Below are 21658 nucleotides of genomic sequence, written 5' to 3'. Positions count from 1 at the left end.
GGAAACCGTCGACCTGATCCACCTTCCCAGTCAGCCGCCTTGCGACGCTCATTCAAATGCAGCCTGAGGAGTCACCTGACCTGGCGTCGGCGGAAGTCCGGTGGTACTTCGGCGTTTTCGTTGTCTGGGAGGCGCAGCGCCGCCTCGAGCGGGCCGGGGAGGCCGTTCGGCTGGGGCCGCGCTCTTTCGATCTGCTGTTGCAATTGATCAAGCGGGCCGGCGAGTTCGTGAGCAAGGACGTCCTGCTTGCCGCAGTCTGGGCCGGCGTGGTGGTCGAAGAGGCCAGCGTGCGTGTCCACATGTCCACGCTCCGCAAGGCGCTCGGGGAGCCAGGCGGGAGCGACGAATGCAAGGAGTGGATCTCCAACATTCCGCTGCGCGGCTACCGCTTCAATGGGCGTGTCCGGCGCGAGACGACCGGCATCTGGACCAAGCCCGTGGCGTCACTGCCCGATGCTGGTTTCACGCCGCTGCCCGTTCGGCTGACCGAGCTTGTCGGTCGCGAAGCCGATGTGGCGCGCCTTCTCGAATCGCTCGAAGCCCACCGGCTGGTCACGATTGCAGGCACGGGCGGCATCGGCAAGACCCGGCTCGCGATCCACGTGGCGCAGAACCATCAGCAGCGACACGGCACGCAGATCGGCTTCACCGATCTGTCGTCGCTGATTTCCCAGGATCACGTGCTCGGCACGTTGGCACGCGCCGTGGGGGTGCCCGCCGACCTGCCGAACATCGTCGGAGCCATCACGCAGCGGCTGGCGGGGCGCGCCGTGCTGCTGTTGATTGACAACTGCGAGCACGTGGTGGATTCCCTGGCGCCGCCGATCGACGGCCTGCTTTCCGTGCTCCCCGACTTGCGCATCCTCGCGACCAGCCGTGAGGCGCTTCGCGTGGCGGGCGAGTATGTCTTCCGATTGCCGGCGCTGGCGATTCCGGACGCCGAACAGATCTCGCTCACGCAGGCGCTGCACTGGCCGTCCGTCGAATTGCTTGTGGAACGGGCCAAGGCTGCGGGTGCGGGTGCGTTCGACGAATCGCATGGCCCTCTGCTGGCCCAGATCACCAGGCAGGTCGACGGCATTCCCTTGGCGATCGAACTGGTGGCCGCGCGCCTGGGCGTCCAACCGGTCGCCGATCTGGCGCGCAGGCTGGACGACCACATGCGCCTCTATGCCTTCAGCCGCGCCGCGCTCGCACGACACCGAACGCTCGCCGCGGCGCTGGACTGGAGCATCGCGTTGCTGAGCGATACGGAACTGCGGCTCTTTCGCTGGTTGTCGGTGTTCCGCGGCCGGTTCGATGTCGAATCCGCGCTCGGCGTGAGTGCCGGCGGCATGGACACCGACGTGGCATTCGACGCTCTGATCTCGCTGGTCAACAAGTCGCTGGTCTTCTTCGACAGCAGCGACGCTGTCGCGCCCTACCGGCTGCTGGACACGACGCGAAGCTATGCCGCCGCGCTTCTCGCGCAGAGCGACGAACGACCGGCTTTGCTGCGGCGCCATGCGATGCTCATGCGCGATCTCATGAAGGCCGCGGCGGCGGAACTCTCGGACCTGACCGAGCAGGCCTGGGCCGATCGATACGCGCACCGCCTGGACGACGTGCGCTTTGCACTCGAAGTCTGCCTCACGCAGCAACCCGACGCGAAGATGGCCGCCTCGCTGGTCACGGCTTCCGCGCCCTTGTGGTTTCACCTGGCCCAGGTCGTGGAATACCGCGACCGGGTCTCCGCAGCGCTAGCGCTGGTCGATCGGCAACCCACCCGCGACACGGAAACAGCGACCTGGCTGAACACGGCACTGGTCAGCGCCCTGCTCCACACCGGCAGGTCCTCGCCCGAGCTTGGGGCCGCCGCGGACCAAGCCCTGGCCGGCGCGCTTGCCGTCAAGATCCCCGTGCTGGAACTGCAAGCCCGCTGGGGCCGGTGCACGCACGACATGTTCCGCGGCGAGTATTCGGCGGCCTTGGATCAGGCGCACACGCTGATGGCGGCCGCGCAATCCTGGTCTGATCCCGCCGCGCTCAATCTCGCTCACCGCGTGATGGCGATGGCCAACCACTTTTGCGGCCACTTCGGTGTGGCAAGAATGCACAGCGAAGCCTCCGTGCGCGTGGGCGGCGGCCTGGGCCATGCCCGAGCCAACATGGTGGGAGTGAACGCCATCGTTGCGGCAAAAGCCATGCTGAGCCGAACGCTGTGGGTGCAAGGGGAAACGGCCAGGGCCCTCGAAGAGGCAAGCGACGCGGTGGACCGCGCGCAAGCGGCCGGAAAGTCCGTCTCTTTGTGCTCCGCGCTGTATGGCGCCTGCCCGGTCGCGCTGTGGGCCGGCGAACTCGAGCTTGCCGCCCAATGGATTCACTTGATGACGGACGAAGCACAGCGTAGGGGCCTGGTGGGCTGGCTGCGCTATGCCGAGTGGTTCTCCCAGGGGCTGCAGTTGGGCATCGCGCCGGACCGGGACCTTTACGTGCGCGAAGTGGCCGACCAGCTCGCGACCTATGACGCCCCTCACCGGGAAATGCTCGCGACCTTCTGCGTCGACTGGGTCGACGACGAGATGGTCGAGCGCGTCTCGCGCGGAGACAGTCCCTGGGTCGCCGCCGAGGTCTGGCGCGCCGCCGGGTGGCGCGCAGCGCAAAGCGCTGCGCCTGACAAGGCCGAGGTCTTCTACCTCCGGGCCATCGAAACCGCCAGGCGACAGGGTGCCGTCGCCTGGGAACAGCGCGCCACATTGGCACGGACCCGCCCACCGGGCGCCCGGCCGGTTCAACGCTAACCCGTCCTGGCGCGAAACTCTTCCAGCGTCTGCGCTGCACGTAGTTCCCAGGCGAATGCGCCGTGCGAGCGTGCGAGGGCATGGGCCTGCGAATAAAGTGCCTGGGCTTGCGCGGCGTCGCCCAGCAGTTCCTTGCGCCGCCCGGCGGCACGGTAGACCTCGGCAGCGCTCCACTGGCCTTCGCCCTGCATCGCGCGAGCCACCAGATGATCGTCTACCCACCGGTCGCAGAACGTGACCATCATTTCCCTGCGGGGTTCATCCATGACCAAGACCTTTGCCGCGACGGCATCGATGTGCGCGCCGGCGTCGTCGACCTCACCGAGCTTCATGGCGTCGTCGTAGCAAAGGGCCCAGTCATGCCAGTAGGCGAAGCCCTTGGAACGGGTCTGCTGCAACATCGTGTCGACCCAGGCGCGCGCTGCCGGTTGTTCGCCGGCCCATATGGCCATCGGACAGATCCAGAAGAGCGCAACGCACAGCGACAGTGCGTGCCCTAGTGCCTCCGCCTCCTGCATGCACCGGACGGCAGTGGCCATGGCGAGACGGCTCTCGCCCTGGATCCACAGCGTCCTGGCAAGAATGGCCATGGCGGTGGTGCGTGCGTCAGGCTGGAACGCGTTGACATGGTTGCGCCGGATCGCCTCGTCCACGTCCGCCGCCGCTTCGGCGTGCATCCTGGCCTGGGCGAACAAGCCGCAGAAGTGACTGGCGAGCGCCAGCATCCGGTGCGATAGGTTGCGCGTCACGGCGTTGGTCGAGTGGCTCGCGAATTCGTTCAGGATCTCGGCATGCCGCAATGCTGGTGGGTACGCGCCGCGCGTGACGTTCAGTGCGCAAAGGCCCCACCGAGCCTGGAACTCGAGCGTCTTCATCTTGAATTCCAGTGCGCAATCCAGCGCCCGCTCGCAAGCCTGTGTCATCTCCGGCACCGTGCCGCCGGTGTGCCACAAGGCGTTGTAAAGCGCGATCTCCAGCCGCCCGGCCGTCAGGCGGTCGGGTACCTTCAGCGAATCAACGTGGTCCAGCGCCGCCCGAACACGATCCCGGTATTCGCTGACCTCGGACAGGCGAAACCACAGCGGCGCCGATGCGCCAGTGAGCGCGCCCGCGATCGTCATGTCGTCGTGGTGGCCGATACAAGCATCCAGCGCCGCACGAAGGTCGTCGAGGGAGCCGCGGTAGCGCTGCGTCCAGGCATCTGCGTCCAGCGACGCGAGTTCCGCGGTGGCAATGCCCATGAGGTCCAGCATGAAAAGGGCATGGCTTTTCGACACCGCGTCTTCCTCGCCCGCCCGCACCAGCAGCGCGTGCGCATAGCTGCGGGTGGTATCGAGCAGGCGGTAGGGCGAGTCCGCGGCCTGATCGGTGTCGTAGACGACGAGCGACTTGCTGGCCAGGCTCAGCAACGCATCGGACGCCACGTCCGGGTCCAGCGCACTCGCTGCCACGCTCAGCGCCGCCGCGACGCCGAAGTAAGCGCGGAACACCGACAACCTGCGGAACAGAAGCAGCTCGGCATCGCCCAGCAGGCCGATGCTCCAGTCCAGCGTCGCAGCCAGTGTGCGTTGTCTTGCCAGCGCAGCTCGCCTGGCCGTCGAATGCAGGCGCATGTGATCGTCGAGTCTGAATGCCAGCTCGCTCACGGGTTGTGCGCCCAGGCGGGCCGCGACCAACTCGATCGCCAGCGGGATGCCGTCCACCTGTTGGCAGATCCTGGTCAGCGGACCGCTGCTTGCGTCATCGAATCCGCGGGCCCCCGCGGCCTCGGCCCTCTCGACGAGCAACTGAACCGCCGGCGAGCGCAACGCATGCGCCAGGGAATCGGGCTGGGACTGCTGGACTGCCAGAGGCATCAAGCGAAAGACATGCTCGCCTCCCATGCGAAGCACCTCGCGGCTGGTGGCAAGGACCTGCAACCCGGGCAAGGCGGCCAGAAATCTGCCCAGAAGCGGCGACAGCCTCTCGATGACATGTTCGCAGTTGTCCACGAGCAGCAGCATCGCCTGGCCTTCGAGGCGCTGGACAATGGCTTCTTCGATGTCCGACACGCCGCCTCGCACGCCAATGGCGCGCGCCATGGTCGTCAGCACGTGGTCCTGCGAGGTCAGCGGCGCGAGATCGACGAAGCAGACCTGGCCATGCGGCGGCCTTTCCCGATAGCGCGCGGCGACGCAGATGGCAACGCTGGTCTTGCCCACGCCGCCGGGTCCGGCGACGGTGACCAGCCTGCTCGCCGCGAGCATGGCGAGCAGGCGCTCGACCTCCGCCTCGCGCCCCACGAGCCTGGAGAAGCGAACGGGCAACCCGGCAGGCGCATCCCGCAGCGACGCATGGGCCACTTGCGCGGCCGCAGCGGACGGCACGAACTCGCAGTGCACCCGGCCGAGGAAGCGATAGCCGCGCAGTGGGATGTTGGCGATCCATTCCAGGCAGCCGTCCTGGTCACTGGGCCGACCCAGCGCCTTGCGCAGGATCGACATATGGACTCGAACGCTCGCCTCCTCGACCACCGTGTCGGGCCAGACCGCCGCGAGCAACTCGTCCTTGCTGATCACTTCGCCGGCGCGATCTACGAGTGCGACCAGCAGGCCGATGGCGCGCGATCCGAGCCTCACCGGCTGCCCGTCGCGCTCGAGCCTTGGCTCGGCTTCCAACAGTACGAAGGCACCAAAGCGCCATCGGCGACTCTCAGACACGGACCAGCCCGCGCTGCGCCGCCTTCGCCCCCACCTGCACCCTCGAGCCGACACGCGGCTTCTCGCAGATGCTGGAGACGTGTGCTTTGACGGTGATGGTGCCGGCGGCCACACAACGGTCGCGGTGCGTGACCGCCACATGGATCGGCCTGGCCTGGATCGGCGCGGTCATGGCTTCAAGTCCTTCTGAAAGTCATGGGTGGAAGTCTGTGCAGTTGGCGATCGCGTCGCCAGTTAAACCATGTCAAGCCTTGTCAAGGGCCCGGATGCGCCAGGCAGCGAGACCTTCATGGGTACACGAGCGCCAGGACACGAGCGGCACGCAGTCTCAGGGCTGTGCCCTCGCGACCGCGTCCGCGGCTTCGACGATCAGCCGGGACACCAGCTTCGGCCGCGAGATCATGACCACGTGTGAAGCGCCCTTGACCACGACCGTCTTCATCGACTTGGCACGCTCGGCCATGAAGGCCTGCACGGCAGCCGGAATGTTCTTGTCGCGGTCGCCGTAGATGAACCAGGAGGGCACGTTCTTCCATGCGGCAGCAGGCGACGGTTCGCCCAGGGCGCCCTCTGTGATGGGGCGTTGCGACACGGCCATCAACCCGGCAAGAGACGGCGGCACGTCTTCGGCGAATTGCTTGCTGAACTTGTCCTTCTGGATGTAGAGGTCCTTGCCGCCGTCCGGCAGAAGCACCGGCGCCGCCAGCGCCGAGCCGAGCGTGCTGCCGGGAAACTTGCCCGATAGGTCAGCCGCGGACTCGCCCACTTCGGGGGCGAACGCAGCCACGAAGACCAGAGCCTGGACATTGGGCTTTCCCATCGCCGCAGCGGAAATCACCAACCCGCCATACGAATGTCCGACCAGCACGACCGGACCGGGGATCGACCCCACGAGGGCTGCCACGTAGTCCGCGTCGGACTTCACGCCGCGAAGCGGATTCGCGGCGGCGACAACGGGAAAGCTGCGCGCACGAAGGTCGCGCGCCACGTCATTCCAACTGGCCGATTCGGCGAAGGCGCCATGGACCAGCACGACAGTGGGCTTTGCCGGCGCGCCCGAGGTGGCCGCGGTTGCAGGTGCCGACAGATGCAGCGTCAGGATGCCGAGGGCTGTGAATGCGCGTGCGAGGCTGGAAAAATTCTTCATGCTGATGTCCTTTGATGAATGGATGGCCTGGGCGGCCGCAATGGGCGGCGACTCAATACGCGCCCGGAAAGTGGCTTCCGTGCACATGAGCGGAACAGATGTCATGCACGGACGCCGTCGCATGGATGGCCGCGGTCGCAAATCGCAGTTCCGCGTGCGCCGCCTCACCGGCGGCAATCGCGTAGGCGGCCACGATGGCCAGCAGCGAGATGCTTATGTATCCCGCGCTCCAGACCCGATCGATCGCACCTCGCGGCGCGGCTTCGGCGGCCGCCTGCAAGGCCTGCGTGCGCGCCTTGAGCGTGCGGCGTGTCGCGCCCGATGGCGCGAAGGAATGAATGCGCTGCGTCATGGTGACTCCTCGAGGGCGTGATGGCCCTCGCCTCAGGACGGCTGGGCTCCGGTTCGCGAACATCGCGGCACGGCTCGAATGCTAGATTTCGCATCTCGCTTGCGGTAGTCATGCCGGAGGTACTGCCGTGTTGCATGCCCGGCATCAATGTGCGGCGCACTGTCAGGCGCGTCGATGAAGAGGAAGCCACACGTTGAACTCGGCGCCGCGTCCGGGTCCCGCGGAGGTCGCCTTCACGAAGCCGCCGTGAGCGACCGCAAGACCGTGAACCAGCGCCAGGCCGATGCCCAACCCACTGCGCGAGCCGCGGTCCCCGGTACCGGCCTGGCTGAACAGGCCGAAGACATGCGGCAGGAACTCGCGCGCGATGCCGCAGCCGCTGTCCGCGACGGCCAGCCGGGCGAAGCCATCCTCGGAGGACAGGCGCACTTGAACCTCCGCGCCGGCGGGCGAGAACTTCATCGCGTTGTCCAGCAGGTTGCCCACGACCTGCTCCAGCCGCACCGGGTCGGCATGGCAGATCAACGCATCGGCCGTCTGCATCTGTGCGCGCAAGCGGCCCGACGACCAGCGCGCACCGAAGGCGGCGACGAGGTCCAGCGCGAGTGCGCCGAAGTCGACCTCCGCGCGGCGCAGCGCCAGCTTGCCGGTTCGCAGGCGCGAGAAATCGAGCAGGTCGTCGATGAGTCGCGTCTGGCTTTCGATGGCGCGCTGCATCGCCTGGGCGATGCGCTGCAGTTGCGAGGGCTCCGCGGATGCGGGCAGGCGCTGCAGCAGGCTCGCGTTCATCTGAATGACATTCAGGGGCTGCCTGAGTTCGTGCGAGATGACGGCCAGCGCCCGGTCTCGGGTCGTGCAGCGCAAGTTCGTTGCGGCTCGAACGTCGTGCGGGGTCTGAAGGGCGGATTGCGCGCCCCCGGTGTGATAAAGGTTCACGAGAAATCCGTGCTTCTTGATGCGGCCGCCCCGGATTCATCGCGGCAGGGGGCCTCGGTGATGAACGATGTTGTTCTCTGTTTTTCGCGATGACACCGATCGTAGGCAGCCGCATCTCCTCGCAGAAGGGCGCTGCGGTGGCGCACCGTGTTGCCGGCGGAACACCAATCGACCAGAGCCGGCAGCAGCACATCGTTCGTGATCTCAGGACGCTTCGTTCACCCGAACCGGATTCCTGAACCGCCCCTCATCGCATCCAATCGCTCGACAACGCCGACGGCGGTGATTGCTGCCTCTGCAAGGCGCACATCGCGATCCCTGTCACAAAACCTCAGGCCTGGCCGTCTTGTATCTCGAAGGGGCGTGTCCCCGGCCGCCAGGCAGGCAGTTCCTCCTCCGTCGTGGGGTCCGAGTGGCTGCGGCCTTCATCTTCTTGACTGGATCATCGAATGAAAAAATCTGCGCTCGAGGCATTTCCCATCGCAGGCTGGCGGGTCGCCGCCGTCCGACGCCGCACGGGCCTGGCCGCAGCGCAGGCATTGCGAGGGCTCGCGAGTGGGTGACATGTACGACATCGCGGCGCGCGCCACGCCAGGGGAGGCGCATGCCGGCGCGGCGCAGGGGCCGGGCGAAGTGCGCTGGCGCTTTGGCGCATTCATCCTCTGGGAGGCCCAGCGCCGGCTGGAAAGACTCGGGCACAGCGTGCGCCTGGGCTCGCGCTCGTTCGAGCTGCTGCTGCAACTGCTCAGACGTGTGGGCGAAGTCGTGCGCAAGGACGAGCTGCTCGCCACCGTCTGGGCCGGGGTGGTGGTCGAGGAGTCCAGTGTGCGGGTCCACATCTCCGCGCTTCGCAAGGCTTTGGGTGAGCCTCAAGACGGGGACAACTGCAAGGAATGGATTTCGAACATTCCCCTGCGTGGTTATCGGTTCAATGGCACGGTTTTTCGCGAACAGGTTGGCATGCCGACCGAGGATCGGCAGCGGGCGGCGGCCCTGCCCGCGCTGTCTTTCGCGAAGCTGCCTGAGCGCCTCACCCGGCTGGTGGGCCGCGACGCCGACATGGAGCGCGTGCTAGCGGCACTCGCCACGCGCCGGCTGGTCACCCTCGTCGGCACCGGCGGCATCGGGAAGACCCGTGTCGCGATCCATGCGGCCGAATGCCATGCAGAACGCACGGCCATGCAGCTGGCTTTCATCGACCTTTCGTCGCTGGTCTCGCAGGCCCATCTGGCGAGCACGGTGGCCCGCGCGCTCGACGCACCGGCGGACACCCCCGACACGACGCGGGCCATCCTGCAGCGCCTGGAGGACCGCGACGTGCTCCTGCTGATCGACAACTGCGAGCACGTGCTCGACGCGCTGGCGCTTCTTGTCACCGAACTGCTCGGCGTCCTTCCCGGCTTGCGCATCCTCGCAACCAGCCGGGAGGCGATTCGCATCGAGGGAGAACACGTCGAGCGACTGTCGCCGCTCGCGGTGCCCGGCGGGCAGTGTGCCGACCTGGCCGAAGCCATGGCGTCGCCCGCGGTCGAACTGCTGGTCGAGCGTGCGAAGGCCGTGGGTGCCCGCGCGTTCGAGGATTCCGACGGCCCGTTGCTCACCGCAGTCGCCCGACAGGTCGATGGCATCCCGCTGGCCATCGAACTGGTGGCGGCACGCCTGGGCGTCCAGCCGATCGGCGACCTTGCCTTCCGGCTGAATGACCACATGCGGCTGTACTCCGCCGGCAGTCGAGCCGTTCTGCCCCGGCACAGCACGCTCGCGGCCGCGCTGGATTGGAGCATCGCACTGCTCGACGACGCGGAACTGCGACTCTTTCGGCGGCTCTCGGTCTTCCGGGGGCGCTTCGATGTCGAGTCGGCGCTGAGCGTCACCCGGGCGGACATGGATTCCGAAGTGGCGTTCGATGCATTGATCTCGCTGGCGAACAAATCGCTGGTGTCGTTCGACAACAGCGACGGCATCGCGCCCTACCGGCTGCTCGACACGACGCGCAGCTACGCCGCCGTACTTCTCGCGGAGACCGATGAAGGCCCGGCGTTGCGGCGGCGCCATGCGCTCTTCATGCGCGAGCTGATGAGCGCCGCGACGTCTGATTCGGGCGAACTCACCGTACAGGCCTGGAACGCACGCTATGCGCACCGGCTGGACGACGTGCGCAGTGCGCTGGACGCCTGCCTGGCGCAGCAGGACGACTGGGAAACCGGCGCCGCGCTCACCATCGCTTCAGCGCCCTTGTGGTTTCACGTCTCGCAGGTGGAGGAGTATCGCGACCGGGTCATCGCCGCGCTCGCATGCCTCGTGCAACCGCCGGGTGCGGGCACAGAGACAGAGGCATGGCTGCAGATCGCCCTGGGCAATGCGCTGTGGCACACCCGCGGACCGGTCCCCGAAATGAGCGCCGCCTACGATCGGGCGCTTGCTGTGGCCATGTTGGTCCGGTCGGTCGTGCTGGAGCTCCAGGCCCGCTGGGGTATCTGCGTGCTGCATGCGATTCGCGGCGAATACTCGGCCGCGCTACACCACTCGCAGGTGCTGTTCGAATTCGCGCAATCGACCCCCGATCCCGCCGCGCTCAACCTGGCACATCGCATGACCGCGTTGGCGAGTCACTTCTGCGGCAACTTTTCTGCGGCCAGCGCCGGCGCCCAGGCGGCGATCGTTGTGGGCGGCACCGTGCGCCAGACACCCGTCAATCTGTTCCAGGTCGATGCCGCCGTCGCATCGAACGCCTTTCTGGCCCGTACGCTCTGGCTCCAGGGCGATGCGGCGAAGGCCATGGCCACCGCCACCCACGCGGTGGCTCTTGCCGAGGCCGGGGGCAATGCGCTGTCGCTGTGCTTCGCGCTGTTCGGCACATGCCCGGTCGCCCTTTGGTCGGGCGAGCTGGAACTGGCGCGCAAATGGGTGCGCATGCTGCTGGACGAGGCCCAGCGCAGAGGTTTGGTGTACTGGCACCAGTGGGCGCATTGCTATGCACTGGGCCTGCAGGCGCTCACCACGCACGACCCCCACCGGCATATACGCCAGGTCGCGCAGCAACTCGACGAGTTTGACGCGCCACGCAGGGAAATGCTCGTGACCTTCTGCGCCGACTGGATCGACGACGAGACGATCGCGCGCGCCGGCGCCGGACACGGCCAATGGAGCGCGGCCGAGACCTGGCGCGCTGCGGGCCGGCGCTGCGAGCAGCGCGGCCTCGACGATGAAGCTGAGGCGTTCTACCTGCGTGCCGTCGATACCGCCAGGCAGCAAGGCGCGCTGGGATGGGAATTTCGTGCGGCGATCAGCACCGCCCGGCTGTGGGATCGCCGAGCCAAGAGGAAGGACGCCCTTGACCTTCTGGACCTGATCTGCGCGCGCGCGGCGCCTCGCGTCGAGCACCCGGGCCTTGCGCAAGCCCGCGCACTGCGCCGCGCACTCTCCCGCACCTGAGAGGCTCCGCGCCGCATCGGGCTCACGGGGACAGTGCCGGAACGCCGGGCATAACAAGGATTGACAGGGCTTAACTGGCCCCGGCACGGCTTTGCGCGCAGAGTGACCTCTTCGCTTTCATGGGGGATCCAGGACATCTGATCCCTCGAACCGAGAAGCCGTACTCATGACAACCTCTGCCCTTCCTTCGCCCTCTTCCATCCCCCTCTCGCCACGCGCGGACCCGCTGGCCTCCAGCTTCGCCACCAGCTATGCCGGGGTGGTTGCCTTCATTGCCGTTGTCACGGAAGGCAGCTTCGCACGGGCCGCCGATCGCCTGGGCATCGGCCGGTCCGCCGTGAGCCGCAGCGTCCAGAAGCTGGAAGACCAGTTGAACGTCCGGCTCTTCCTGCGCACCACGCGAAGCACCACGCTCACGCGCGAAGGCGACCTCTTCTACGCCAATTGCCACACCGGCGTCGACCGGATCGTCCAGGCAGTGGAAGAGATGCGAGACCTGCGGCAAGGCCCACCCCGCGGGCACCTGCGCATCAACGCCGCAGTCGGCTTCGGCCGCCGGGTCGTCGCACCGCTGCTGGGCGAATTTCGCGCGACCTACCCGGCGGTCACCATCGACCTGTTGCTCAACGACAAGCCGACCGATTTCACCTCCGACCGGGTGGACATCGCGTTTCGCAACGGCCGCATGGAAGATGCCCAGATCATCGCCAAGCAGATCATCCCCATGCAGCTGCTGCTGTGCGCCTCCCCCGCCTACCAGGTGGCCCACGGACTGCCCGACAGTGTGGAAGCGCTGGCCCAGCATGAGTGCATCAACTTTCGCTTTTCGTCCGGCCGCATCTTCGAGTGGGAGTTCAAGATCGGGGGCCAGCCACGCAAACTCGTGCCGCAGGCCAAGCTCACCTACAACGACGCGGACCTGGTGCTGCAGGCCGTGCTCGACGGCCACGGCATCGCCCAACTGCCGGGCTACCTGGCCTGCGAGGCGCTCAAGACCGGTGCGCTTGTCCCGTGCCTGACTCAGTACGCGCCCGACGACAGCGGCCACTACATCTGCTATCTGAGCCGCCAACATCTGCCTTCGCGCATGCGCGTGTTCATCGACTTCATGACTTCGAAGATCCGAGCCGCCGACCTGGACTGCCTCACCGACCTCAGCCCGAAGCTGCAGGCCGATGCCGGGATTGGTGCCGTCGCGACAACAGCGTGAGTCCCTGCGCAGGCCTACCCCCTCGCCCTCGGCGAACCTAGCATTTCAATCGTTCCACGGCCTCTTTCGCAGCGCTCGCGCACCGTGGTCCGACGTTTCAAATTCAACCGCAGGAAACCATGAAGACCACACAAAATCCTTCGCGCCGACACCTGATTGCGACCGGCGCTGCCGTCGCCACTGGCACCCTCGCGTTCGGCATGCAAGAAGCAGCCGGCGCAGCAAACCGCAACCGAGCGCCCCAGTCTCAAAGCCCCTCGAGAACCAGCAACACCATCACCACGCCCGACGGCACGCAGATCTACTACAAGGACTGGGGCGACGGCCCCGTCGTCACCTTCTCCCACGGCTGGCCGCTCAACGCCGACGCATGGGACGGACAGATGCTCTTCCTGGCGCGCAACGGCTTTCGCGTCATCGCGCATGACCGGCGCGGGCATGGCCGCTCGAGCCAGTCTTCGTCGGGCAATGACATGAACGGCTATGCCGACGACCTCGCGATTCTGTTCGAGGCGCTCGACCTGAAGAAGGCCACGATGGTCGGCCACTCCACCGGCGGCGGCGAGGTGGCGCGCTACATCGGACGCCATGGCAGCAAGCGCGTGGCCAAGGCCGTGCTCATCGGGGCGGTGCCGCCGGTGATGCTGAAGTCCGCAGCGAACCCCGAAGGCCTCCCGATCGAGGTGTTCGACGGCCTTCGCGCCGGGGTCGCCGGCGATCGCTCGCAGTTCTACAAGGAGTTCGCCCTCCCGTTCTTCGGTGCCAACCGACCGGGCGCGAAGGTGTCGCAAGGCATCCTGGACCAGTTCTGGATCTGGAGCATGCAATGCGGCCAGAAGAATTCCTACGAGTGCATCAAGGCCTTCTCCGAAACCGACTTCACCGAAGACCTGAAGAAGATCGATGTGCCCACCCTGATCATGCACGGCGAGGACGACCAGATCGTGCCCATCCACGACTCGGCAAAGAAGTCCGTCCAGCTCGTCAAAGGCGCCAAGGCGATCTACTACCCCGGCGCGCCGCACGGGCTCACCGCCACGATGCAAGACAAGATCAATGCAGACCTGCTTGCCTTCCTCAAGAGCTGAACCACGCACACGACCGACCTCGAACTTGCACCATGCTGAATCTTTTGCTGCAAACCACAATCGAAGGAGACCCGGACGACTGGAACATCGCGCGCTTCAGTCGCCTGGGTTCGTTTCTCTCGCAGCTGCAGGACGACAACGGTCGGCCCGCCTTCCAAGTGACCGCGCGCGACCGTTCGTCACGCACCGTTCCCGACCCCGTACTCTCTACCCTGGATGAATCAGACTTCGACCAGCTCTGGCTCTTTGCCGTGGATACCGGCGACGGCCTGACACCGGAAGATTGTGCGAGCATCAGCCGATTCCGCCGTCGCGGCGGCGGCCTCATGGTCACGCGCGACCACATGGACCTGGGCAGTTCGATCTGCAACCTCAATGGCGTCGGCGCCGCGCACCACTTCCACAGCCGCAACTGCGAGCCCGATACGAATCGCCAATGCGTCGACAACCCGTTCTCGGGCGCCATCTCGTGGCCCAACTACCACTCGGGCGCAAACGGCGACTACCAGCGCATCCGGTCGGTCGGCAGCATTCACCCGGTGATGCGCGACAGGCGCTCGGCCACGGGTGTGATCCAGTACCTTCCCGCGCATCCGCATGAAGGCACGGTCGGTGTACCGCCCGGTGATTCGAGCTGCCGCGTGGTCATGGAAGGGCAGAGCTCGCTGTCCGGCAGGCGCTTCAACATCGCGGTCGCGTTCGAGCACTCCGAGCACGGTGGTCGGGCCATCGCGCAGTCGACCTTTCATCATTTCGCCGACTACAACTGGGACCCTTCGGCCGGTTGTCCTTCCTTCGTGGCGGAACCGGCCGGCGATGGAATCATCCGCTTCTCCGAAGCGCTTCGCTCGACGAAGCAATACGTGCGCAACGTCGCCTTCTGGCTCAGCGCCGACCAGCCCGCTTGAGGAGAAAACCATGCACGCGCCCTTTCGGATCGCCACCACCGGCGGCAGCTTCACCGCGTACGTCGCCCGCCCGCAGAAACTTCCCGCGCCAGCCATCGTCGTCATCCACGAAGTCTTTGGCGTCAACGCCGACATGCGCCAGACCTGTGATGAACTCGCGGCGCAAGGTTACCTGGCCAACGGCAGGACCGCGGATTTCCTGGCGCTTCATCTGCAGCCGCACTGAAACGCCTGACGCACCCGTAGCAACAACGACTTTCTCCAGCGAAAATCGCCGCACGGCCTGTCGCGGGCCATCACTTGATGGAGTCAACCATGCTGCGTCTCTACGACAGCCGTCTGTCGGGCAACTCCTGGAAGATCCGCATCCTGCTGAGCCAGCTGGGCCTGGCGTACGAGCGCGTCACGCTGGACCTGCAGAAGGGCGAGGCGCGCGAACCCGCGTTTGGCCGGATCAGCCGGTTCTCACGCGTGCCGGTCCTGGTACTCGACGACGGGCGCCCGATCGTCGAATCGGGCGCGATCCTGCTGCATCTTGCCCAAGGAACGCCCTACCTTCCCGACGACCCGTACCTGCGAGCGGAGGTCATGAGCTGGCTCTTCTTCGAGCAGGCCGACCTCCAGAAAGCCATTGCCATCCCGCGCGTGCTTCACCTGCAAGGCCTTGCCCAGGAAAGGCAGCAGGACATCGAGCGGCTCCATGTCGACGGGTACGCAGGCCTCGAAAAACTCGACCAGTGTCTGCGCGGGCACACATGGCTCGTGGGCACGCACTACACCGTCGCCGACCTCGCACTTTCCGGCTACGTGTCACTGGCCGAGCAGGGCGGCTACGACATGGCCCGCTTTGCCGGCATCCGTGACTGGCTGGTACGCGTGCATGGCCGGCGCGGCTGGGTGCCCCTGATTCCGGAAGCCGGCCAGACAGCCGGACGCTGAATCGCGCCTTCGATCGTTCGACATTCCGGGACCGTGCGTACAAGGTCCGACGCCTTCTCAATCACCCACCGCTTCCCTACGATTTGCCTGCGTTCATCCACCGCCGGATCGAACGAAAAGCTGCTCATTGATTGTTGGTTGGTGTGCCTGCCGCGCAGGCAGATGAGGAATGTGATGACGAGTCGTGCCTTGCTGATCGAAATGGCCGCCGCCGCGCGCGCCGCCGTTGCGGACCCTTCCCGCGTCACCACCGTGGGCGGTGGCTCGGAACCCCGGTTCGAGCTCTTCCATGCGGCAAGCTCACTGTGCTCCCAGAAAGTGCGCACGGTGCTGCACGAGAAGGCGTTGCCGTATCGCTCCAACGACATGCGCATCCTGAGCACCATGGATAGCGGCGGCTTGGTTCCGGCCGAACACTACAGCCCCGCCTACATCCGCCTGCGCCTGGTCGCCGCGCGTGAATTGAACCGCGAGTACGTCAGCGGCTACAGCGGACGGACCTCGGTCGACTCGGAAGGCTTCGATCCCTGTGTTGTGCCATTGCTCGTCGACTACGACACCGGCCGCGTGATTGCCGATTCGCAACGCATCTGCATCTATCTCGACGGCGTCTCACGCACCCCGCTCCAGCTCGTTCCCGATGCACCCGATGCACGTGCGCAAGTCCTGCGACAGGTCGGTATCGTCGACCGGATCGCCAACGGCGCCCTGCTCTACGGTTTTCATCCGGATGCGGATCTGCGGCCCGACGCACTCAAGGCTTCGATGCAGACGGTCTATGACTACAAGGTCATGGCGCTGGAGCGATTGATCGCCGACAACGCGGGCGAGCCCGAGCTGGTGGCGGCTTACCGCGCCAAGATCGTGAAAGAAAGCGGCGGCAAGAAGGCATCCCGCGATCCAGCATTCCAACGCACGGCGCGCCAGCAGACGACGCAGCTGCTCATCGAACTGGAGCGCGACCTGGCCGCTGAGTCATTCGCTTTCCTCGATGGCCACGCCTTCTCCCTGGCCGACGTGTTCTGGGGTGTCAATCTCGTGCGGCTGAACTACCTCGGCCTGGCGTCGATGTGGGATGCGTTGCCCCATGTCGCGCGCTATGTCGATGCGCTGGCCAAGCGGCCTTCCTTGTGCAAGGAGTCGATCCAGGCCTCGATCGATTCGATGCCGCACTCCCGCTGCATGGATGCACTGGCTGACTGCCGGGCCGACGCCACGGCCTGACGTCTCCCTGCGCAGCCAAGCCGCTGCCTTTTCCATTCTCGTTCCCCTCACCCGACATGTCGTGGTGGCGGGTGCGCTCGTCCCACGCCTTCTTGAACACGGAGAAAAACCTTGATCGCCGATCGCCCGCCATCCCCCGTGATCCCTCGCGCACCCGGTGCGCGCTCTGCGCTCGAGGCACTGGCCGGGCGGCGCATCACAGCCGTGGCGCTGGTCGAGCAGGCACTCGAGGCCGCACAGGCCAGCAAGCGCGACCTGCACGCGTTCGCAGCCATCGACCGGGACGGCGCGCTGGCCGCCGCGGCCGAAAGCGACAGGCGCTATGCGCAAGGCCGGCAGCGGCCTCTGGAAGGACTGCCCATCGGCATCAAGGATCTGATCGACACCCAGGGCGTCGAAACGAGCTATGGCTCTGCGGCTTACATGGGGCACATTCCGAGCGCGGACGCCGACATCGTGCGCACGCTGACCGAGCGCGGCGCCATTCCCATCGGCAAGACGGCCACGCACGAATTCGCATGGGGCGTCACCACCGCCAGCGCCGCCTTCGGCGACGCCTTGAATCCGTGGGACCGCACACGCATTCCCGGCGGTTCCAGCGGCGGCGCCGCGGCGGCCATCGCCTGCGGCGCCGTGGCGGCCGGCCTCGGCACGGACACCGGCGGGTCGGTGCGCATCCCGGCCGCGCTGTGCGCGGTCGTGGGGTTCAAGCCGACTTACGGCGCGCTGTCCACGCGCGGCATCTTTCCACTGGCGCCGACGCTGGACCATCCCGGCTTACTTGGCGCGACGGTCGACGACGTCGCGATGCTGGCGGCTGCCTTCGCCATCGACATGCCGCAGCACGCCGTCCCGGCCTCCGCGCGCCTGGGCGTGGTGCGCGAGATCGCGCCCGTGCCGTTGGGCGCGGACGTCGCGGACGCGTTCGACGCCACCGTGGCGAGCCTCGGCCAGGTCTTTGCGTGCACGGCGCTCGATGCGCCCGGGTTGTTCGACGGCGTCTTCGAAGCCTTTGCGCACATCGTCCTCACCGAAGGCGGGGTCGAGCACTTCCGGCGCAACGACGTCGATCGCATCGCAGCCCACTACGGCCGTGAAACCATCGAAAGGCTCGAGCGCGCCAGGACCCTCACGCTCGGCGACTACGCGCGCGCGCAGCAGACGCGGCGCGACTTCACCGCCCGGCTGCATCGCGCGATGTCGGTGCTCGACTATCTCGTGCTGCCGACCTGCCCCTGCATCGCACCGCGAGTGGGCCAGCCATCGATCGACATCGGCCCATGGTCCGGCACGGTGCGCGAGGCGCTGATGACCTACACGGCGCCTTTCAACGTCGCAGGATTCCCCGCCCTCTCGATCCCCCTTGCCGTACGCGACGGCCGGCTGCCCGTCGGGTTGCAGATCGTGGCGAAGCCGGGCCACGACGGCGCCCTGCTGCAGATCGCACAGCAGATCGAACGCCTGTTGCATGCCGGCGCACCGACGACGTATCCCCCCACCACCAGGAGCACACCATGAGCGACACCCCCACCCCTCAGACCATCGAACGTCCTGCGGCCGGCCAGACACCCTACAGCGCATGGATGCAGACCGACACCTTGCACTCACTGCAGCGCACAGTCAGCGACCATCCGGGCGAGCACGCCTGGATCGTGCATGTGCAGGTGTCGGAGCTCTACTGGATGCTCATCATCAAGGAGATCCAGTCGGCCCAGGCCTTCCTGCGGGCCGACGATCTGCCGCAGGCCTGGCGCACTTTGCAGCGCGTCGTTGCGCATCACGCGCCGCTGGACGCCATCTGGCGCTCGATCGACTGGATGACGCCGAATGACCTGCTCGCCATCCTTTCGCGCGCGGTCGCCACGCATGGCAAGGACACGGCGCTCCAAGGGTGGACCTACCGGCAGATGGTCTATCTGCTGGGCATCAAGCAGGCCGAGCACCTGCAGCATTTCGAGCCGCAACCCCATCGCTGGGAACAGCTCAACAAGGCGCTGGGCGAACCCAGCCTGTATGACGACGTGCTCGCGTTCCTCCAGCGTCGTGGACTGAACGTGCCGGCCGAGGTGCTCGCACGCGACCTGCGCGCGCCTTACAAGCCCAGTCGCGACGTCGAACAGGCCTGGCGCCAGGTCTACGCCGACCCGCACGCGAACATCGAGCTCCAGCAGCTCGGCGAGACCCTGGCCGACATTGCCGAAGGCTTCTGCAACTGGAAATTCCGCCACCTGATGGCGACGCGGCGAACCTTCGGTGCGCGGCCGGCGTACTTCGGCACGGAAGGCGTCGCGTGGCTCGCGCCCACGATGGACGAGATTCCGTTCCCCGAACTCTGGTCGGCACGCACCTTCATCGGTGATCCGCCACCCGTGTGCCCTCACATGGCCCGTCAGGGGAAATGAACACCCTGATCGTTCGCGATTGTCGGACCGTGCGTGCAAGAAGCAACGTCTTCTCAGGCGCCAGCCGTCTGCCTACGATTTCCCCAGCCTTCACGAGATCGCGTGAATTCAACAACAACACCGCAAGAGACAACCATGTCAGCCAACCTACTGATGGAGATTCTGGAAATGAATTCGGCACCTTTCATCGATAACCTCATCCGGGATCGGCGCAGCAAGCGTGGCTTTCTCGACCGGCCCGTCCCCATCGACACAGTGAAGGACATCCTGTCGGCCGCGAGCCACGCACCCAGTTCGAGCAACACGCAACCGTGGCGCTGCTATGTCGTGACCGGAGAAACCCGCGACCGTGTCACCCGGGCTGCCGTGGCGGAGTTCCGTGCCAACCATGCCACGCTGGCCCCGGAGTACCCCTTCTTCCCCCAGCCGCTGCACGAACCCTACGGCACCCGCTTCAACACCTTCCGCGGCCAGCTCGGCGACGCACAGGGCGTGCATCGCAGCGACAAGACCGGGCGCCTGCGCGACGTGGAGCGCCAGTTCCTGTTCTTCGATGCGCCGGTCGGGATCATCTTCACGATGGATCGGCGTCTGGAATGGGCCAGCTTCCTGTGCTACGGCTGCTTCCTGCAGAACATCATGCTGGCCGCCAGAGGCCGGGGCCTGGACACCTGCCCGCAGCAGATCTGGTCATTGCAACACCACATCTTGCGGCAAGAGCTGGGCATTCCGCAGAACGAGATGGTGATCGCCGGCATGTCGCTGGGCTGGGCCAACAACGGCATGCCGGAGAACCGCATGACCCTGCACAAAACACCGGTCGAGCAATTCGCCTCGTTCACCCACTAGCCACCAACCGCATTCACACAAGGGTACACACATGTCGATCATCAAAGGCTTTCATCACCTGACCGCGTGCGTCAGCGGCGCACAGGAAGACGTGGATTTCTACGTGAAGCTACTGGGCCAGAGCCTGGTCAAGAAAACGGTGCTGCTGGACGGCGACGAACCGGTCTACCACCTCTATTACGGCAACGCACAGGGCGACGCCGGCACGCTGGTCACTTCGTTCCCCTTCAAGCAGAAGGGCGTGAAGGGGCGCCGCGGCTCGGGCCAGATCAAGGTCATCAACTACTCGGTGCCGGCAGGCTCGCTGGATTTCTGGCGCGACCGCTTCAGCGCCCATGGCGTGACCTTCGACAAGAACGTCGTCGAGCGCTTCGGCGAGCAGCGCCAACGCTTTCAGCATCCCTGCGGCATCGAGTTCGATCTTGTGGCCTCCAACAAGGACGCACGCCCGCCCTGCATCGCGGACGACATTCCGGCCGAGGTCGCGATCCGCGGCGTGCACAGCATCACGCTGTCGCTGCGGGAGGTCGATGAATCCATCATTTTCATGAAGGAAGCGCTGGACTTCCACTACGCCGGCCAAGCCGGCCCGCACCATCGCTTCGAGACCGCCGACGGCAAGCCCGGCACCATCGTCGAGTTCGTGCACGAACCCGACCGCCTGCAAGGCTCGTCGATCTACGGCGAGGGCACGATCCATCACGTGGCCTTCGCGGTGGACAACGTCGAGCAACAGATGCAGATCAAGGAGAAGCTGATGTCGATGGGTCATATCGACACCTCCGAATCGGTCAACCGGAACTACTTCCGCTCGATGTATTTCAAGATGCCCGGCGGCGTGATGTTCGAGGCGGCGACCACCGACATCGGCTTTGCCATCGACGAAGAGCCCGGCCACTTCGGGGCGGAGTTCCAGCTGCCGCCATGGCTGCGCGAGCGCAAGGACGAGCTGCTTGCACGCCTGGAGCCCATCGCCGTCTGACGACGTGCAAGGCACCTTCTTTTTCCCCTAGCTTCCCATACAGGTCAACCCATGTCCAAACCCAAGGTTCTCATCGCTTTCTATTCCCGCAACAGTTCCACCGAGCTTCTGGCCAAGGCCCTCGCGCAAGGCGCCATGGCCGAGGGCGCGGAAGTGCGCCTTCGCCGCGCGCGGGAATTCGTTGCACCCGAGGTCATGCGCCAGGTGCCCGAATGGTCCGAGCGGGCCAGCGAGATGAACGCCAAGTACGAAGCCCCGACCGAGGCCGACGCCGAATGGGCCGATGCCATCGTCTTCGGCACACCGACGCGCTTCGGCTCCATTGCCGCCGAACTCAAGGCCTACATCGACTCGCTCGGCGGTCTCTGGTTCCAGGGCAAGCTGAACGGCAAGGCCGGCTCGGTGTTCGGCTCGACCTCTTCCAGGCACGGAGGCAACGAGTCGACGCTGCTGTCGCTGTACGGCCCCATGGCGCACCTGGGCCTGATCATCGTGCCGCTGGGCTATGCCGATCCGGCGATGTTCGCGGCAGGCACGCCCTATGGCGCGACCCACGTCTCCATCCGCGACTCGGTCATGCCCGGCGCCGAAGACCTCGCCGTCGCGACCTACCAGGGCCGGCGTGTTGCTTCGGTGGCGCGGTCGTTGCGTGTGGTGCAGCCGGTGGCCGAAGCCGCCTGAGACAGGCAATAGCGGACAGGCAGCGG

At 66.3% G+C, this 21658-nt stretch carries 18 protein-coding genes; 13 read left to right on the top strand and 5 right to left on the bottom strand.

Features of this window, described 5'->3' with window-relative positions; translation table 11 throughout:
* Window positions 1–56: 56 nt before the first annotated feature.
* Window positions 57–2780 (top strand): ATP-binding protein, encoded by a 2724-nt coding sequence (locus AC1DMA_RS07650; protein WP_478143805.1) that lies wholly within the window; start codon window positions 57–59, stop codon window positions 2778–2780.
* Here AC1DMA_RS07650 and AC1DMA_RS07645 read toward each other — a convergent pair.
* From AC1DMA_RS07645 to AC1DMA_RS07625, 5 genes are all read right to left on the bottom strand, one after another.
* Window positions 2777–5479, bottom strand: a complete 2703-nt coding sequence (locus AC1DMA_RS07645; protein ID WP_478143804.1) for an ATP-binding protein — start codon at window positions 5477–5479, stop codon at window positions 2777–2779. The two genes, AC1DMA_RS07650 and AC1DMA_RS07645, sit on opposite strands and share 4 nt — an antisense overlap.
* Window positions 5472–5651: a hypothetical protein gene (locus tag AC1DMA_RS07640; protein ID WP_478143803.1), complete on the bottom strand. Its 180-nt coding sequence runs from the start codon at window positions 5649–5651 to the stop codon at window positions 5472–5474. The genes AC1DMA_RS07645 and AC1DMA_RS07640 overlap by 8 nt, the downstream gene beginning before the upstream one ends.
* 156 nt (window positions 5652–5807) lie before the next feature.
* Window positions 5808–6626, bottom strand: a complete 819-nt coding sequence (locus AC1DMA_RS07635) for an alpha/beta fold hydrolase (protein ID WP_478143802.1) — start codon at window positions 6624–6626, stop codon at window positions 5808–5810.
* Window positions 6627–6678: 52 nt separating this feature from the next.
* On the bottom strand, window positions 6679–6978 hold the full coding sequence (locus tag AC1DMA_RS07630; protein WP_478143801.1) for a hypothetical protein: 300 nt from the start codon (window positions 6976–6978) through the stop codon (window positions 6679–6681).
* A 162-nt stretch (window positions 6979–7140) separates the two neighbouring features.
* Window positions 7141–7914 (bottom strand): sensor histidine kinase, encoded by a 774-nt coding sequence (locus AC1DMA_RS07625; RefSeq protein WP_478124518.1) that lies wholly within the window; start codon window positions 7912–7914, stop codon window positions 7141–7143.
* A 564-nt stretch (window positions 7915–8478) separates the two neighbouring features.
* Between AC1DMA_RS07625 and AC1DMA_RS07620 the strand changes: the two genes are divergently transcribed.
* The 12 genes from AC1DMA_RS07620 (at window position 8479) to wrbA (ending at window position 21632) form a co-directional block, all read left to right on the top strand.
* Window positions 8479–11349: an ATP-binding protein gene (locus AC1DMA_RS07620; protein ID WP_478143800.1), complete on the top strand. Its 2871-nt coding sequence runs from the start codon at window positions 8479–8481 to the stop codon at window positions 11347–11349.
* Between the two features lie 166 nt (window positions 11350–11515).
* Window positions 11516–12559, top strand: coding sequence for a LysR family transcriptional regulator (locus AC1DMA_RS07615; protein WP_478143799.1), 1044 nt, complete (start codon window positions 11516–11518; stop codon window positions 12557–12559).
* A 119-nt stretch (window positions 12560–12678) separates the two neighbouring features.
* Window positions 12679–13647 (top strand): alpha/beta fold hydrolase, encoded by a 969-nt coding sequence (locus AC1DMA_RS07610; protein ID WP_478124515.1) that lies wholly within the window; start codon window positions 12679–12681, stop codon window positions 13645–13647.
* Window positions 13648–13679: 32 nt separating this feature from the next.
* A complete protein-coding gene (locus tag AC1DMA_RS07605; protein WP_478143798.1) occupies window positions 13680–14555 on the top strand; it encodes a hypothetical protein in 876 nt (291 codons plus the stop codon).
* Window positions 14556–14565: 10 nt separating this feature from the next.
* Window positions 14566–14781: a dienelactone hydrolase family protein gene (locus AC1DMA_RS07600; RefSeq protein ID WP_478143797.1), complete on the top strand. Its 216-nt coding sequence runs from the start codon at window positions 14566–14568 to the stop codon at window positions 14779–14781.
* An 89-nt stretch (window positions 14782–14870) separates the two neighbouring features.
* The gene (locus AC1DMA_RS07595) at window positions 14871–15494 is read left to right on the top strand and encodes a glutathione S-transferase family protein (RefSeq protein ID WP_478143796.1); all 624 of its coding nucleotides are present in this window, start codon (window positions 14871–14873) and stop codon (window positions 15492–15494) included.
* Between the two features lie 174 nt (window positions 15495–15668).
* Complete coding sequence (locus tag AC1DMA_RS07590) at window positions 15669–16718, top strand: glutathione S-transferase family protein (RefSeq protein WP_478143795.1); 1050 nt, start codon at window positions 15669–15671, stop codon at window positions 16716–16718.
* Window positions 16719–16829: 111 nt separating this feature from the next.
* The gene (locus AC1DMA_RS07585) at window positions 16830–18236 is read left to right on the top strand and encodes an amidase (RefSeq protein WP_478143794.1); all 1407 of its coding nucleotides are present in this window, start codon (window positions 16830–16832) and stop codon (window positions 18234–18236) included.
* A complete protein-coding gene (locus AC1DMA_RS07580) occupies window positions 18233–19120 on the top strand; it encodes a tryptophan 2,3-dioxygenase (RefSeq protein ID WP_478143793.1) in 888 nt (295 codons plus the stop codon). Before AC1DMA_RS07585 ends, AC1DMA_RS07580 begins: the two co-directional genes overlap by 4 nt.
* Before the next feature lie 168 nt (window positions 19121–19288).
* The gene (locus AC1DMA_RS07575; protein WP_478124704.1) at window positions 19289–19969 is read left to right on the top strand and encodes a nitroreductase; all 681 of its coding nucleotides are present in this window, start codon (window positions 19289–19291) and stop codon (window positions 19967–19969) included.
* A 31-nt stretch (window positions 19970–20000) separates the two neighbouring features.
* Window positions 20001–20951 carry a ring-cleaving dioxygenase gene (locus tag AC1DMA_RS07570; protein ID WP_478143792.1) on the top strand — a complete coding sequence of 317 codons (951 nt, stop codon included), beginning with the start codon at window positions 20001–20003 and terminating at the stop codon, window positions 20949–20951.
* Between the two features lie 51 nt (window positions 20952–21002).
* Complete coding sequence (wrbA, locus tag AC1DMA_RS07565; RefSeq protein ID WP_478143791.1) at window positions 21003–21632, top strand: NAD(P)H:quinone oxidoreductase; 630 nt, start codon at window positions 21003–21005, stop codon at window positions 21630–21632.
* The last annotated feature ends 26 nt before the right edge of the window (window positions 21633–21658 follow it).

Source organism: Variovorax sp. 05N34 (genome assembly GCF_056397405.1).
The sequence above is the reverse complement of the archived record's forward strand: the minus strand, read 5'-3'. Positions and strand labels throughout refer to the sequence as shown.

Excerpts from the sequence above, each read along its gene's own strand:
- AC1DMA_RS07615 (WP_478143799.1), top strand. The coding sequence starts at position 11,516 with ATGACAACCTCTGCCCTTCCTTCGCCCTCTTCCATCCCCCTCTCGCCA.
- AC1DMA_RS07630 (WP_478143801.1), bottom strand. The coding sequence starts at position 6,978 with ATGACGCAGCGCATTCATTCCTTCGCGCCATCGGGCGCGACACGCCGC.
- AC1DMA_RS07610 (WP_478124515.1), top strand. The coding sequence starts at position 12,679 with ATGAAGACCACACAAAATCCTTCGCGCCGACACCTGATTGCGACCGGC.
- AC1DMA_RS07580 (WP_478143793.1), top strand. The coding sequence starts at position 18,233 with ATGAGCGACACCCCCACCCCTCAGACCATCGAACGTCCTGCGGCCGGC.
- AC1DMA_RS07570 (WP_478143792.1), top strand. The coding sequence starts at position 20,001 with ATGTCGATCATCAAAGGCTTTCATCACCTGACCGCGTGCGTCAGCGGC.
- AC1DMA_RS07600 (WP_478143797.1), top strand. The coding sequence starts at position 14,566 with ATGCACGCGCCCTTTCGGATCGCCACCACCGGCGGCAGCTTCACCGCG.
- AC1DMA_RS07595 (WP_478143796.1), top strand. The coding sequence starts at position 14,871 with ATGCTGCGTCTCTACGACAGCCGTCTGTCGGGCAACTCCTGGAAGATC.
- AC1DMA_RS07650 (WP_478143805.1), top strand. The coding sequence starts at position 57 with ATGCAGCCTGAGGAGTCACCTGACCTGGCGTCGGCGGAAGTCCGGTGG.
- AC1DMA_RS07575 (WP_478124704.1), top strand. The coding sequence starts at position 19,289 with ATGAATTCGGCACCTTTCATCGATAACCTCATCCGGGATCGGCGCAGC.
- wrbA (WP_478143791.1), top strand. The coding sequence starts at position 21,003 with ATGTCCAAACCCAAGGTTCTCATCGCTTTCTATTCCCGCAACAGTTCC.
- AC1DMA_RS07640 (WP_478143803.1), bottom strand. The coding sequence starts at position 5,651 with ATGACCGCGCCGATCCAGGCCAGGCCGATCCATGTGGCGGTCACGCAC.
- AC1DMA_RS07620 (WP_478143800.1), top strand. The coding sequence starts at position 8,479 with ATGTACGACATCGCGGCGCGCGCCACGCCAGGGGAGGCGCATGCCGGC.
- AC1DMA_RS07605 (WP_478143798.1), top strand. The coding sequence starts at position 13,680 with ATGCTGAATCTTTTGCTGCAAACCACAATCGAAGGAGACCCGGACGAC.
- AC1DMA_RS07635 (WP_478143802.1), bottom strand. The coding sequence starts at position 6,626 with ATGAAGAATTTTTCCAGCCTCGCACGCGCATTCACAGCCCTCGGCATC.
- AC1DMA_RS07590 (WP_478143795.1), top strand. The coding sequence starts at position 15,669 with ATGACGAGTCGTGCCTTGCTGATCGAAATGGCCGCCGCCGCGCGCGCC.